Genomic DNA, 12,315 nt, shown 5'->3' with positions numbered 1-12,315 from the left:
TGCACATCAATCACCCCTCACATTATTGTCGTATCGTCTTGAATCAAGCATTATGTAATCGCTGAGCCTGTCCGCTTCATCACGAAAAACAAACATATTTTCGTTTTCCATAATCTAAGCCTCCTTTGAATACGCAAGAGAAAAAGTAAATGTTGCCCTGATTTTGTAGCATTCGGCATCGGTTTGTCTGCTCACGGACGAAAGCTTGATTGCACAAACACGCTCATCCATAACACACCTGACAATGTTTTCCATATCATCAAAAGCGACGGGTGAACCGAATTCATACGGCACAAACAAATCAACATTTACGGCATATTTTCCGTAAAAATCTTCATTGTCAACGCTTATGCTTTCCAAATCCAATTCGGCAGGTGCCAGCGTGCACACTTTTTTCAAAAGCCTTGTCGGTTTTTTTGCATACGGGCACGCCTTAATAAATTCAATCCCTTTTAGATTTTCTGCCGATTTCAATATATCAAGAAGTTCATCCGTTTCGTTATCCAAATACATCCTCATCCCCCTTTATAACTTCTCTGAGCACCGCAGAAAAGTAAACAACTTCTTCTCCCACACATACAGGACTTGATTTTACAAAAAAATACCTCTTACCCATAAGATTCATAATGTCATCTTTTCCGAAAGATGTAACATCAAGAGTAAAAATACATTTTATATAATTTTTTTGATTATAGCCGATTTGTGTGGGATTTGTTTCAAACCTTACTTTGTCCTTTTTCCAAAGCTGTTCGGTCATCACCTTTGCGGTGATGACCTTTCCGTCTTTTGTTGTGACGGTACAGCTTTTGGCATATTTATCAATTAATCGGGCTGTTGTTTTTGCAAGATTGTTAACAAGCATATTTACACCCCTCTGAAATAAAATCCTTTGTCCTCTGCCAAATGTGCAACATCGGCAAAAGCATTTTCAAAAAGGATTTTTGCATTGTTTTGAACATTGCCGTTTGAAGAAGTTGAAACGCTGACATCTCCTGCGGTAAATGAAGATATTTCTCCGTCACTCTGCATAAGAGAAATTTGATAATTTGTTTTTGCCGCAACATAGTACTCAAGCAAATTTTCTTCATCTTCGCCGTATTTTCTGTCGGAAAACGGATAGCAATTGACTTTTATCAAATAGATATACTTCTCCGCTTCCTCTTTTGAAAAATTACCTATTGTGCAAAGAACATCAACAATTTTTTCAACATTCATAAATTACTCTTTCTTTTCAAGATAAATAACGGCATTGTCAACGATTCTGTTAAAGCCGACCGTACTTGTAACTGTGGCTCTTTCAATTTGACGGTCGATGAGTTTATCAAAATCGGTAACAATATCACCGAGCTGAACCTTTTCAATTGCAAAGTTTTTATCAAAGCCGACAACCGCACCGTCAAGAACCTTTGTGTTGCAATGAATCAACTTTGCTCCAAACGGAGTAAGGTTTTTACCGGTTGCATGAATATTAAGACCTGCTTCGGAATCACGCATTTCGGCAATTGAAGCGATGCTCTTAAACTGTTCGGTTTCGGCAACGATTGTATTAAATTCATAAGGGTTAATCGAAGTGTACATATTAAGCAAATCGCTAAATGTAACCTTGTTGAGATTTGTTGCGATAATGTCAATACTGCCCTCGGCACTCAAAACCTTAAGTGCCTGATTAAGCTGGCAGGCATTGATGTAATTACCGATTTGCTTAAGCATAACGGCAAAAAGGTCAATACGCTGAGTCTTGATAGCCTCATATGAGGCAATAAGACATCTGCCCGATTTGTAAAGCTTTGTGAGCTTGTCATTAAGTTTAATTTCGATTTCCGGAATAAATGTACCCTCTTCAATAGCCGAGTCAACTGTGTACTTTGATTCAATCGCCGGGCATTGAGCAGAGCGATAATCCGTTGAATCAATCACGGTTGTTGTGGCAACAATGTCATCAACAACATTGTTTGTTTCAACAACAGCCGCAACGCTTCTTCTGATAAATTCAGGGAACAACACAGCAGAATTTGAAGTTTGGAAAAACTTTGAAATACTGTCGGAATTCTGTCCCTTTACCTTAATATCAAAACGCTTGAGCTGTCTTTCAAAAGCGTCAAGGCCTTCAAGTTCGGTACCTTTGTAATTTTCACTTGGGTCAATTTCTTCAAGGGATTTAGAAAAGCCCTTGTTGGATGTATAAAGTCCCTTGTCAAGTTTTAATGTATCAAATGTCATATTTTTCTTACCTTTCCGACCGCAAAATTATTTTTTAACACCCTACGCGGTCATATAGAATGTATATCAATTTGTTATTAAAGAATAATGCCTGCTCTTTTTGCTTCCTTGTCAGACCAAAGAACTCTGCGAGGCGGAGCGTCCACGGTTGTGCTGTGCATAACCGCCTTGTTTTGATTAATAACAAGTTTTGAAAACATCGGCAAATCGTCACTCGAAGCCTTAACTTCTACATAGCCGCCGACCTGAACGGTATAATAGCCGTCGTTTATTGCGGTTACAATACCAAGAAAAGTTTCATTGCCCTTTGTAAGAATAACATCTCCGTAATTGTTTACCGATACAAAATCGCCTACCGAAATTTTTTCCGGTATTGTATGAATGCATTGCATTGTGATGTACTTTGCGTCAAATCCGTTATAAGAAACCATATTATTTCCTCCTAAATTCTAAATTGTGAAAAATCGTTTGTTTTGTTGTTTGCCTCAGTCGCAAGCTGTGGCTTAATTTTTGATTTTGCATTGCTTTTTTTCATTCCGTCACGAAAGCCGAGCAATTCCTTTGTTGTCATAACGGCAGTAACAGACGAAAAAAGTTTTGCATCCATATCCGGAAATGCAGACTTAAACAAATCCACAACTTCCTTTGACAGGCTCTTTTTATATTCCTCACCGAGTGCGGCCTCGCCCTCAAGATTTTCAATATAAGAATAAAGCCTGTCCGCTTCGGACTTAGTCAGCGTAACATTTTCGCCCGAAGAAATAGTTTTAATAATATCCTGCATTTTTCTCTCCTTTGTGTTCAAAAAAGATTTTGTAATTCCGGCTTCGCGTTGTGCCGGCACTGCAACGAAAGAAAACTCGTAAGCATCCGTAGCGTCACTCAAAATATTAAAACACAGCTTACCGCCGTAGGTTTTGCCCTTTATATGCTCACATCTGCCGTGACGATTGTCGGTATTGCAAATCGAACAATAAGATTTGTCGGCACTGCAAGATATCGACACTTCCTTTTTAATACCGGCGTCAATTTCATCAATAAGCGTCTTGTTTTCTTCGTTATTCAGCATATACGCCTTTGCTTTGAGGGTATAAAAGTCCTCGCCGTCAGCGGTTTTTCTGCCCGGAATTTTTTCAACATAAGCGTCAAAAACTCTCGCCTTTTGGTCATTTGCCTTCATAGAATGGTCAAATATTCCCGTTTTGCCGACAAACAACTTGGCAAGTCGATTAAGTGTCTGTACCGAAAACTTTTCAAAATCTCTGTCAACATCATTATTGCAAAGGTCCACATTAAATGTATAAACCTCGTCCGCCGACATCTCACGCCTTGTAAAAGTGCTGATTTTTTTCATATCATCTTCAGTAGCGGCACTTTTTTGAATAAAAGCATCTGTCATCACTTTTCCTCCTTTAAAATATTGTCTGCCTGTGCATTGTAAAGTCGAGCCTGTGCCATCTGAATTTCATCCTGCAAGGTAATATCGGTCCACTTAACATCAACATCTCTGTAAACTCCTACAGTTGAAAGATAAGTTTCGCCGATTTTTTTGATAATCGGACTTACAATTCTGCGATACGCTTTAAGCTCCGTTGTCAAAATATCCGCCTGCTGCTGGCTCATACGCTCCGTGGTGGACCACGAAAGACCGAACATATACGGCATAAGCCCCGTTTTTGCAATTATCTGTTCAAGCATTTGGCGAACGGGAATTTCGCTGTCCAAAATTTGATTGTCCGCACCGATAACGCTGACCTTAACATCACCGACGGCAACAAAATCCTTAATCGTATCGGTACTGCTCATAGCGTCTTTCCACGCTCTTGCCATTTGATTGGCACGCTCTTTTGCAAACGCCTTGTCCATTCCGTCGCCCTGCGGCTTATATGTTACGGCATATCTCAAGTTACCGAGCCGTTGCCAATTTGTACCTATAGTGTTGTAAATTTTCAGCAAAATGTCCGATACAAACGGTAAACCTCTGAGTAAACTTGTACCTAAAATCTCGCCCGGTTCCGGATTTAAAACCGAAAACAAAATTCTGTCCTGATATTTAAACGGCACAGAACCGTTCATATGACCCGAGCAAAAAATCAGGCTCAAATCATCATCTGCTCTTTTTACATTTACGCAACCGAGTTCGCCGTTGTACAAAGCATAAAATCCGTACTCATCCGCCACAATTTCGCCTATTGCAGAGCCGTAGGTCAAAAGTTGATTCATAAAATTATCAACAAAAGACTGTATACCTCGCTGATTTCCGCCGACATTAACATAATCAAGAAATTTGTTCATATCCTCATTGATTTTGTCGTCACCGCAATCAAGTTCAAAACCGCCCATAAGCCTTACAATTTTGTTAATCGCACTGTCTATAATGGGAACGCCCTCTCGCAAAGAGCGGTAAATTCTGCCGTTGGCTTCGACAAGCGGACTGTATCCTCCGAGATTTCTGAACGGATGACAATTATTACCCGCAGTTTGCACCGAAGCGGTTTCAAGTGCGGCAGAAGATTTGGCACTCTTGTTTTTGCCGAATATACTCAAGACTTCACTTCCTTTCTACCGCAACGGAAAACGAACAGTCCTCTCTGTCTGCATCCAAAACCGTGTTGACAAAGTACCGTATGTCATCCATTGCATGGTCATTTTCTTTTTTAGGTGCGTCACGCTTTATATCGTTATCCCAGCGATAAATCGAAAACTCTCTTATCGCATCCGTGCAAACCGGAGATATAAATATCTCATTTTGCCTAAGTGCCGTGCAAACTCTGTTTATACCCGTAAGAACATCATTATCCGCCTTGATAACAGTAAATTCACCGTGACGGCGAACCGTTTCGATAAACGAAGCGGCTGACGGGTCAACTATCAGAGCCGTTATTGATTTGTCCCCGACAAGCTCTTTCAGATGACCGTAATATTCCTCGTCCGTCAGTTGAACGCCTTTATCTCTTGACGAGTGATAATATTCGTTTACTCTGTACCAGCCGTCATTACCTTTGCCCCACAGCCCGAGTGAAAAAGGATTGACCGTGCCGTAATCACAGCTTAGGTAATATTCACTGAAAGAGTTTGCCGTTTTTATGTGCCTTTCGGCAGAAAACATGGGATAAACCAAGCCGTCTGCGGCAACCCATTTGCCCTCTATAAAACGCTCATAAAACGCACCTGTGTAAAGTTTTTGGTATCGATTCTTGATTTTAGGTGAAAGAGAAGGATTGTCATCCATGGTAAAGTGAAGATAAAGCATATTCTTTTCATCCGTTTTTTCAATCCACTCATTGTAAAACCAATGAAAAGGATGCTCCGGGTTGCAGTTAAACCAAAATTTTGAACCTTCAAGCGAACACCTTGCAAGTGCCTGTTCAACAAACGAGCGAGGCATAAGTGCAACCTCGTCAAAAAGGACACCGCCCAAGGTCATACCCTGGATGAGAGCGGCTGAGCTTTCGTCCCTGCCGCCAAAAATATAAAATCTGTTTTTAACGCTTCCTCTTTGAATTTCAATCAAATTTTTGCTGATTTTTTCCGTTACATTGAACCCGAGTGATTTGAGCATAGGTATCATAGGCGTTACAACATTTCGCCTGAGCGACGATATTGTTTTGCCGCACAGTGCAAACGATGTTTCACCAAACGAATAAAACGCCCAAAACACAAACGACAACGACATACAAAGCGTTTTGCCCGACCTTACGGCACCGTCACATATAATGCCGTTTTTTGTGCTGTATTTGCTGCCTTTGCACCACCAATTAAGTGTTTGAAGCTGCTTTTGCGAAAACGGAAAAAACTTAACCATCGTTGTTTTCTCCCATATTACTTTGTGCACTCTTTTCAAGTGCTTCGTAAAAGCTCAAGCCGTTTTCCTGCTTTTCTCCGTCACGCTCAATCAGTTTTTCAAAAGCTTTTATACGGTCAAAAAACTTTATTTCCATTCCGCCGCCCTTTGGTCGTTTAATCTCGCTTACATTGATAAGTTTCAATTTCGGAAGTTTTTGCATCGTTTCCTCCTCCGTCATAAAGAGGAGCTTTACCGCATCACAACAAGAACCGAATGCAAGGTCCGTTAATCCTTTTTCAATCTGTTCTTCAAGTGACATCTTTTTCTTTGCCATTCTTTCACCTCAAGTCGATAAATTGAAAGCGTTTTTTGACTTGTCATCAACAAACCCTTTCACCTATAGGCTGAAAACGGCGTTTTTATTCACCTTTTATGTATATTTCGCTCAAAAAAAGCAAAAATAAATTTATTTTTCATCATTTATTCAATCAAGCCGTATATTCCTGCAAAACGGTAGACATTGATTTCAAAGATTTGTAAAGAATTTAGCAAAATTTTATACAAGCCTGTTGTAATGTAAAAATCCAAATGCTATAATCATAAAAAAGGAGGTGACGCCCGTGAAAGAAAAAATGCAAAACCTTATTGAAAAATTCAAAAAGTTTTGCAAATGGGTATGGAGCGAATGCAAAGATTGGCATACGCTTGTGCTGTTTATAATTGTTGTTGTAGTTATGTACACACCTGTGTGGGGCGGTTATCTCATCCACCTGATATTCAAAAAATCGTGGGGCAGTGTTATGGCAACGGCATATCTCGCTTTCTGGGCAGGTCCGTTCACGCCTTATTTTCCGTTGTGCATTGCAATCACCCTCGGCATAAAAAAGCTGATTGAAAAAATCAAATCAAGAAGAAAAAAGACAAGTGACTAACCGCTTTCCAAATTTAAAAGCCTGCTTTCTTTGAAGCAGGCTTTTTATTTTATATTATAGATTTCTGATATCGTTGCCGATAAAATAAAACGGCACATATTCACCTGTAAGGCGGCTTGTAATACGCTTGTCGTACTTTTCTTCAAGCTTTGAAAAAGTGTAGTTTGTTGAAATAATCGTAGGTCTGCCGGCAAGAAGTCGGGAGTTAACTATGTTATAAACTGTGGCAATGCTGTACTGATTGTCAATTTCCGTTCCCAAATCATCAAGCACCAAAAGGTCACAGCCGAGCACCTGATTTTTTGTATAATTGATATTATCCGTTCTGCCGAACTGCTCGCTTTGCAAATCGTCACAAATATTTTGGCTTGTGCCGTAGCAAACATTAAATCCTTTATTGATAACAACATTGGCTATTGCAAGGCTCAAATGCGTTTTGCCGAGTCCCGCACCGCCGAAAAAAATAAGATTTTTGCTGTTAAGCGAAAAGTTCTGTGCGTATTTTCTGCATGTATCAAAGATTTTTTCCGCTCTTTGACGGGGAATAATCGCATTTTCCATCGGTTGCTCGCTGTAATAGTCAAGCACAAAATTGTCAAATGTGCATTTGTCAAGCGGTGCAAAACGGGACACCTCTTTACGCATCAAGTCCTTTAACAACTGCTTGTGACAGGTGCACATTCTACCGTTGATAAAGCCCTTGTCCTCACACATTTCACAAACAAACTGCAGTTTCATTGCATTTTCACGGTAGCCGTTTGCCTTGAGAAGTCTTGAGCGTTCCTCCACAAGAGCCTCACTTCTTGCACGGAGTTCCGCCACTTTTTCATCGGTGTTTTGCTTGTAGAAAAACAGCTGACTTATTTCAAGTCCGACCTGCTGAAGCCCTGCCTGAATTTTTTTGATTTCGGGAATTTCTTCTTTTATCTGTGCAGAGCGAATGTCGGCTTCCATAACGGCTGTATCGTGTCGTTTTTCAAGTATTCTTTTTGCCTTGTTGTATATCTCGTTTGAATATGCCATAGTTATCCTTTATATATCATAATCATCATTGAGCATTGCACGGCGGTTAATCTCGTCAATGTCATAGGTTTCGTCAATAGCCGATTTGGATTTTTGTTCTTTCTTTGCGTGGAATTCTTTTTCTTCCTCGGCAACGGCTTCGGGAGTAAATATTCCTTTTTTCTTCCAATTCTTAAGTACGGAATCAACATATTTAAGCGTTGGCTTGTCCGTATTTTCTTTCATAATATCGCAAGCGATAGAAATCATTTGAATATCAAAGTCCTCGCTCCATCGACTTATCATCTCTCGTTGCTTAACGGTAGGACTGCGGTGTTTAATTCCGCTGACAGCCACAATCTCGCTCCACAACCTGTCGGACGCCTCAAGCATACGGAGTTTTTCATCCGCCGCTTCAAGGGTAACAATTCCCTCTTCGCTCCAATTTTTCGCCATAGAGCCTATATATGCGGTACCGATTGCCCTGCCCTTGGATTTTTCGGTTTTGTAATACTGCAAAATCACAAGCACAACATCGCTCGGAAGTCCGTAATATGTTGCCATATTTATAACAAGTTCCTGCTCAACATGGCTTATCGTTCTGCCGAAAACCTCCTGTGCGTGCTGAATAAGCTCGGTAAGTTCGCTGTTTTCCCTGCACATCGTAACAATGTCGCTCGGATTGAGTTTCGGAACAGGGATAGCCTCTTTAACTTCAACGGTTTTAACTTCGACAGGCTCAGGCTGAACGGTTGCCGTTTCGCTCACAGGTGCGGCATTAACTGCACCGTCACACGAGAGCACACCTTCTTCTACCCAAAACTCCAAAAAATCGTTTGCGTCCGCCTCGGTGCAACCGAGTGACTTTGCAACAAATTTGCCGTCGCACGGACCGTTGTTTGCCAAAATGAGCAACAATGCCTTTAATTGATATTCGCTTGCAAGTTTTATGTAATCGCTTACCGCCCTTTTCGGCACGGCAACCATTCCGTCCTGCCAAATGCTGCCCACAGGCACAATTTGATACTGCATTTTTGCTCACCTCGTTTCACTAAACATACTAAATATTTTACCAAAAAATTGCCCGACATTCAACCACAATATAAAGGGGCACTCAAACGAGCACCCCACTATATACATAAGCTTATTTAACGCACCGAAGTTTTGTCTGCAATATTAATATGTTATGCAATCGGTAGTTATAAGATTTACGCCCACATCAACAAGTTTTTTCATAACCGCCGGATCATCGATTGTCCATGCACCCACAAGCATACCCTCGTCAAGGCACTTTTTGATTTGAGCCGCATCATTTTCAAAATTTTCTTCCTTGTTGCCGTTAAAATCAATTCCGCAGTTGTCAATCGACTTTGCAAGTTCAATGTCCTCGTCCTCGATTTTTTGCACAAGGTACATCATATCATTGTCACACAACTTGCGAAGTTCCTGCAAATCGCTGAACTTAAAGGAAATAAATGTCACCTTTACATCAGGATATTTTTTGCACAAATCAATTACTTCGCCGTAATATTCGTGATTGTTTTCTTCCTTAAATTCAATCACAGCCTGCATACCGTACTTTTCACAAATTTGAAGATACTCTTCAAGCGTGCAGATTTTAAGATTTGGATACTTGTCGATATTAACGCCGTTGTCCGTGTCGGCATTTTTAAGTTCCTCGTATGTTGCCTTTTCAACAAACTTGTTTGTGTTCATCATACGATAGGTATGCCTGTCGTGCTGAATAACCCACACGCCGTCCTTTGTGCGGTAAATGTCGCACTCTATTGCCGAAAAGCCTGCCTTGCCTGCTTCTTCAAACGCCGGAGCGGTGTTCTCGGGAGCAACGGCTCTGAATCCTCTGTGTGCAATCATCACGGTTTGATCGTTGGCAATATCTCCCGCGGACGAAACCGTGTAATCCTTAACCTGACAATATTTATTAAGTGCAACCGCTCCGCCCGTCACAACAACCACAAGCAAAAATGCTATGATGCAAAGAACGATAATTAATATTTTTTTGCCTTTACTCATTTTCTTTTTCTGTGCTTCCATTGATTTCATCCTCCTCATTATTTTTAGGTTCAAATTTCAAACGCCGACTGTCAATCGGTTCAAACACATTTTCAAAATTCCACTTGCCGTTTACGCCCTTAGCCTTTGCACCGATAACAAAATGAAGCTTCGCAATGCCGAAATCCACGCTTTTATCCGAATACGGCTCATCAACATGACCGCTGAAAACGCCGTTTTCGTATCTGAATTTTACAGGTCGCCTGTTAACCGCAGACGGGCCTTTTTCAACAAGCGAAAGCCCATAACTGTACGCCTCGGGCAACTTTTCGTCGCACACCTCAATCATATCCTGATACGATTTGTTTTTCTTGTGCGTTGCCTTGTACATGCTTTTTTCAACAAGCGAATAACTGTCCTTTGCATAGCCGATTGTAATAACGGCATAAATTCGCTTTTCCGGTGCAAGGTTTATAGCCTCATACACCTTGTTTTCATTGTATGTTCCGCTTACCCAGCAAGTGCCGAGCCCGTGATAAACGCATTGGAGCACAATGCTCTCGCCGTAATATCCGCAATCCTCTCTCGCTTTTTGACTGTCAGGTCCGGCAATTACAATCATACTGAACTTGCCGCTGAAAATCTTAAAAAACGGGGTTGCGTCATCAATAAACAAAAAATCAAGGTCTGCACTTTCGTTAACAACATCAACCATTTGCTTTATTACATCTTTTATTTCCTGCGACAAATGCTTCGGCTTGTACGCTCTGCGTGAGTGTCGCTTTTCTATCGCTTCGATATACTGTTCGTTTGTCATAACATCACCAAGGTTATTATAACATCAAAACATAAAAATGTATAGACATAATAAAAAGATTCACAAAAACCGTTAATCCAAACCTGTCAATAAAGCCTGCAGTTTGTCGTAAATCTTTTTATAAATCACTTCTTACTTATTTTATTTCCGAATAATATGCCCAAATACGAAAGTGCTATGCCCCAAATCAAAAGCGGACCGGCAGAATTGAACACAACATACATTATATCGTGCTTATCTCCTATGCTGTCGGGAATAAACACATATTCAAACAGCGTAAGCGTGCTGTACATCACGCCGAAAACATAGGGCATAAATGTTTTTTCCCGCCCCCAGGAATTATTGCCGATTAATGTTGACACAACAATAATCACAAGCGGCATAACGCAATATAAAATTATGTTGACAACCGATTGATATTCGTACCTTGTAAAATACAAAACAACAAGACTCACCGCCCACGCAATAACAAAAAATACAATTTCAACAATTTTAATGTATTTGCTTTTTGTTTTAACGGTATTTGTACTTTCTTCAAGGTGCTTAATCATTTTTTCATCATTTTTAAGCAATGAATCAAGGCTGATTTTGCAAATGTCACTTATTTTTATAACACTTATAATATCGGGATATGCACGATTATTTTCCCAATTTGAAACCGATTGCCTCGATACGCCGAGCATTTCTGCCAACTGATTTTGGGTAAGGTCGGCATTTTTCCTCGCTTTAAGTATTTTGTCGCCTATTTCCGTTTTAACCATCTCCTTTCTTGTCCTCATTCTACCAAATCGATAGATAAAAGTCTATCCAAAAGTCTTTTACATCACATCAAAATAAGTTTACATACACCAAAAGCAAAAATTCAGACTGTCGATAAAGACCCTGAATCACGCCAATAAAATAAACTAACCGCTTAATGCCTCCCTTGTTTAAAGGGTGCGGGTCTCCTGTGGAGACCTCTGCATTTTAATGCAGAAGCACCGACCGAACCGGTAGGTGAGACGGTGGGTGCGATTTATCGCACTCGGAGGGATTGTAAAAGTGTCGCAAACATCGAGTTTGCAACACTTTTGGCGTTTTTCGTTTTTTGCTCACAAGCGGTACCATCGTACAGCAAAGTTCGCAAGAAAACGAAATTCAGAATCTTTCTCAACAGCCTGAACAGATTTTAATAATGAACAGACAATTAATTTAAAATTCTGCTATTGACTTTACGATTTGCAAATATTATAATGAATATATGACATCAAGGAGGGTTCACCCATGAAATTTAAAAAATTTGTTAAAGTTATCAGCGTAATTGCTGCTCTTGTAGCTCTTGCAGCTGCCGCATATGTTGCTATCCAAAAGCTCACAGCTAAAAAAGAGCCTGAATATTTTGACGACAACGATTTCTTTGAATGTGACAACGATATTGAAATCGTAGATGTTGCCGCCGAAGAAGCAAAGGCTGAAGAGGAAGCACCAAAGGCAGAACAAAAAAAGACTGCTCCTAAAAAGAAGGCTGCAAAGAAAAAGGCAGACGCCGAATAATCGATTAAACA

16 protein-coding genes are annotated in these 12,315 nt (G+C 40.4%); 2 read left to right on the top strand and 14 right to left on the bottom strand.

Annotation, left to right across the window (positions count from 1 at the left end; genetic code table 11):
* Positions 1–114: 114 nt before the first annotated feature.
* From Q0E08_RS07560 to Q0E08_RS07520, 9 genes are all read right to left on the bottom strand, one after another.
* The gene (locus tag Q0E08_RS07560) at positions 115–513 is read right to left on the bottom strand and encodes a hypothetical protein (RefSeq protein WP_294778520.1); all 399 of its coding nucleotides are present in this window, start codon (positions 511–513) and stop codon (positions 115–117) included.
* Positions 500–862, bottom strand: a complete 363-nt coding sequence (locus Q0E08_RS07555; RefSeq protein WP_294778519.1) for a hypothetical protein — start codon at positions 860–862, stop codon at positions 500–502. Before Q0E08_RS07555 ends, Q0E08_RS07560 begins: the two co-directional genes overlap by 14 nt.
* Positions 863–864: 2 nt before the next feature.
* Positions 865–1,215, bottom strand: a complete 351-nt coding sequence (locus tag Q0E08_RS07550; RefSeq protein ID WP_294778518.1) for a hypothetical protein — start codon at positions 1,213–1,215, stop codon at positions 865–867.
* A gap of 3 nt (positions 1,216–1,218) precedes the next feature.
* Positions 1,219–2,220: a phage major capsid protein gene (locus tag Q0E08_RS07545; protein ID WP_294778517.1), complete on the bottom strand. Its 1,002-nt coding sequence runs from the start codon at positions 2,218–2,220 to the stop codon at positions 1,219–1,221.
* 77 nt (positions 2,221–2,297) lie between these two features.
* Positions 2,298–2,651 (bottom strand): hypothetical protein, encoded by a 354-nt coding sequence (locus tag Q0E08_RS07540; RefSeq protein WP_294778516.1) that lies wholly within the window; start codon positions 2,649–2,651, stop codon positions 2,298–2,300.
* Between the two features lie 11 nt (positions 2,652–2,662).
* The gene (locus Q0E08_RS07535) at positions 2,663–3,619 is read right to left on the bottom strand and encodes a hypothetical protein (RefSeq protein ID WP_294778515.1); all 957 of its coding nucleotides are present in this window, start codon (positions 3,617–3,619) and stop codon (positions 2,663–2,665) included.
* Positions 3,619–4,767, bottom strand: coding sequence for a serine/threonine protein phosphatase (locus Q0E08_RS07530; RefSeq protein WP_294778514.1), 1,149 nt, complete (start codon positions 4,765–4,767; stop codon positions 3,619–3,621). Before Q0E08_RS07530 ends, Q0E08_RS07535 begins: the two co-directional genes overlap by 1 nt.
* A gap of 4 nt (positions 4,768–4,771) precedes the next feature.
* A complete protein-coding gene (locus Q0E08_RS07525; RefSeq protein ID WP_294778513.1) occupies positions 4,772–6,025 on the bottom strand; it encodes a PBSX family phage terminase large subunit in 1,254 nt (417 codons plus the stop codon).
* Positions 6,018–6,341, bottom strand: coding sequence for a hypothetical protein (locus Q0E08_RS07520; RefSeq protein WP_294778512.1), 324 nt, complete (start codon positions 6,339–6,341; stop codon positions 6,018–6,020). Before Q0E08_RS07520 ends, Q0E08_RS07525 begins: the two co-directional genes overlap by 8 nt.
* Before the next feature lie 286 nt (positions 6,342–6,627).
* On the opposite strand from Q0E08_RS07520, the gene Q0E08_RS07515 reads away from it, so the two are divergent.
* Positions 6,628–6,939 (top strand): hypothetical protein, encoded by a 312-nt coding sequence (locus Q0E08_RS07515; RefSeq protein WP_294778511.1) that lies wholly within the window; start codon positions 6,628–6,630, stop codon positions 6,937–6,939.
* Positions 6,940–6,993: 54 nt separating this feature from the next.
* Here the strand turns inward: Q0E08_RS07515 and Q0E08_RS07510 are convergent, their stop codons facing one another.
* The 5 genes from Q0E08_RS07510 to Q0E08_RS07490 all read right to left on the bottom strand — a co-directional run bounded on the left by Q0E08_RS07510 (position 6,994) and on the right by Q0E08_RS07490 (position 11,532).
* Entirely contained in the window at positions 6,994–7,962 is a 969-nt protein-coding gene (locus Q0E08_RS07510) for an ATP-binding protein (RefSeq protein ID WP_294778510.1), read from the bottom strand.
* 9 nt (positions 7,963–7,971) lie between these two features.
* Entirely contained in the window at positions 7,972–8,973 is a 1,002-nt protein-coding gene (locus Q0E08_RS07505) for a DnaD domain protein (protein WP_294778509.1), read from the bottom strand.
* Between the two features lie 144 nt (positions 8,974–9,117).
* A complete protein-coding gene (locus Q0E08_RS07500; protein WP_294778508.1) occupies positions 9,118–9,996 on the bottom strand; it encodes a glycerophosphodiester phosphodiesterase family protein in 879 nt (292 codons plus the stop codon).
* Positions 9,968–10,771, bottom strand: a complete 804-nt coding sequence (locus Q0E08_RS07495) for a nitroreductase family protein (RefSeq protein ID WP_294778507.1) — start codon at positions 10,769–10,771, stop codon at positions 9,968–9,970. The genes Q0E08_RS07500 and Q0E08_RS07495 overlap by 29 nt, the downstream gene beginning before the upstream one ends.
* A 125-nt stretch (positions 10,772–10,896) precedes the next feature.
* Positions 10,897–11,532 carry a helix-turn-helix transcriptional regulator gene (locus Q0E08_RS07490; protein ID WP_294778506.1) on the bottom strand — a complete coding sequence of 212 codons (636 nt, stop codon included), beginning with the start codon at positions 11,530–11,532 and terminating at the stop codon, positions 10,897–10,899.
* Between the two features lie 502 nt (positions 11,533–12,034).
* On the opposite strand from Q0E08_RS07490, the gene Q0E08_RS07485 reads away from it, so the two are divergent.
* A complete protein-coding gene (locus tag Q0E08_RS07485) occupies positions 12,035–12,304 on the top strand; it encodes a hypothetical protein (protein WP_294778505.1) in 270 nt (89 codons plus the stop codon).
* The last annotated feature ends 11 nt before the right edge of the window (positions 12,305–12,315 follow it).

The sequence above is a fragment of the uncultured Eubacterium sp. genome (assembly GCF_934561735.1).
GTDB lineage: Bacteria > Bacillota > Clostridia > Oscillospirales > Acutalibacteraceae > Eubacterium_R.
Note: the sequence above shows the minus strand (reverse complement) of the source record. Positions and strands in the feature narration are given on the sequence as shown.

Excerpts from the sequence above, each read along its gene's own strand:
- Q0E08_RS07525 (WP_294778513.1), bottom strand. The coding sequence starts at position 6,025 with ATGGTTAAGTTTTTTCCGTTTTCGCAAAAGCAGCTTCAAACACTTAAT.
- Q0E08_RS07490 (WP_294778506.1), bottom strand. The coding sequence starts at position 11,532 with ATGGTTAAAACGGAAATAGGCGACAAAATACTTAAAGCGAGGAAAAAT.
- Q0E08_RS07505 (WP_294778509.1), bottom strand. The coding sequence starts at position 8,973 with ATGCAGTATCAAATTGTGCCTGTGGGCAGCATTTGGCAGGACGGAATG.
- Q0E08_RS07550 (WP_294778518.1), bottom strand. The coding sequence starts at position 1,215 with ATGAATGTTGAAAAAATTGTTGATGTTCTTTGCACAATAGGTAATTTT.
- Q0E08_RS07535 (WP_294778515.1), bottom strand. The coding sequence starts at position 3,619 with ATGACAGATGCTTTTATTCAAAAAAGTGCCGCTACTGAAGATGATATG.
- Q0E08_RS07485 (WP_294778505.1), top strand. The coding sequence starts at position 12,035 with ATGAAATTTAAAAAATTTGTTAAAGTTATCAGCGTAATTGCTGCTCTT.
- Q0E08_RS07500 (WP_294778508.1), bottom strand. The coding sequence starts at position 9,996 with ATGGAAGCACAGAAAAAGAAAATGAGTAAAGGCAAAAAAATATTAATT.
- Q0E08_RS07510 (WP_294778510.1), bottom strand. The coding sequence starts at position 7,962 with ATGGCATATTCAAACGAGATATACAACAAGGCAAAAAGAATACTTGAA.
- Q0E08_RS07495 (WP_294778507.1), bottom strand. The coding sequence starts at position 10,771 with ATGACAAACGAACAGTATATCGAAGCGATAGAAAAGCGACACTCACGC.
- Q0E08_RS07545 (WP_294778517.1), bottom strand. The coding sequence starts at position 2,220 with ATGACATTTGATACATTAAAACTTGACAAGGGACTTTATACATCCAAC.
- Q0E08_RS07555 (WP_294778519.1), bottom strand. The coding sequence starts at position 862 with ATGCTTGTTAACAATCTTGCAAAAACAACAGCCCGATTAATTGATAAA.
- Q0E08_RS07540 (WP_294778516.1), bottom strand. The coding sequence starts at position 2,651 with ATGGTTTCTTATAACGGATTTGACGCAAAGTACATCACAATGCAATGC.
- Q0E08_RS07560 (WP_294778520.1), bottom strand. The coding sequence starts at position 513 with ATGTATTTGGATAACGAAACGGATGAACTTCTTGATATATTGAAATCG.
- Q0E08_RS07520 (WP_294778512.1), bottom strand. The coding sequence starts at position 6,341 with ATGGCAAAGAAAAAGATGTCACTTGAAGAACAGATTGAAAAAGGATTA.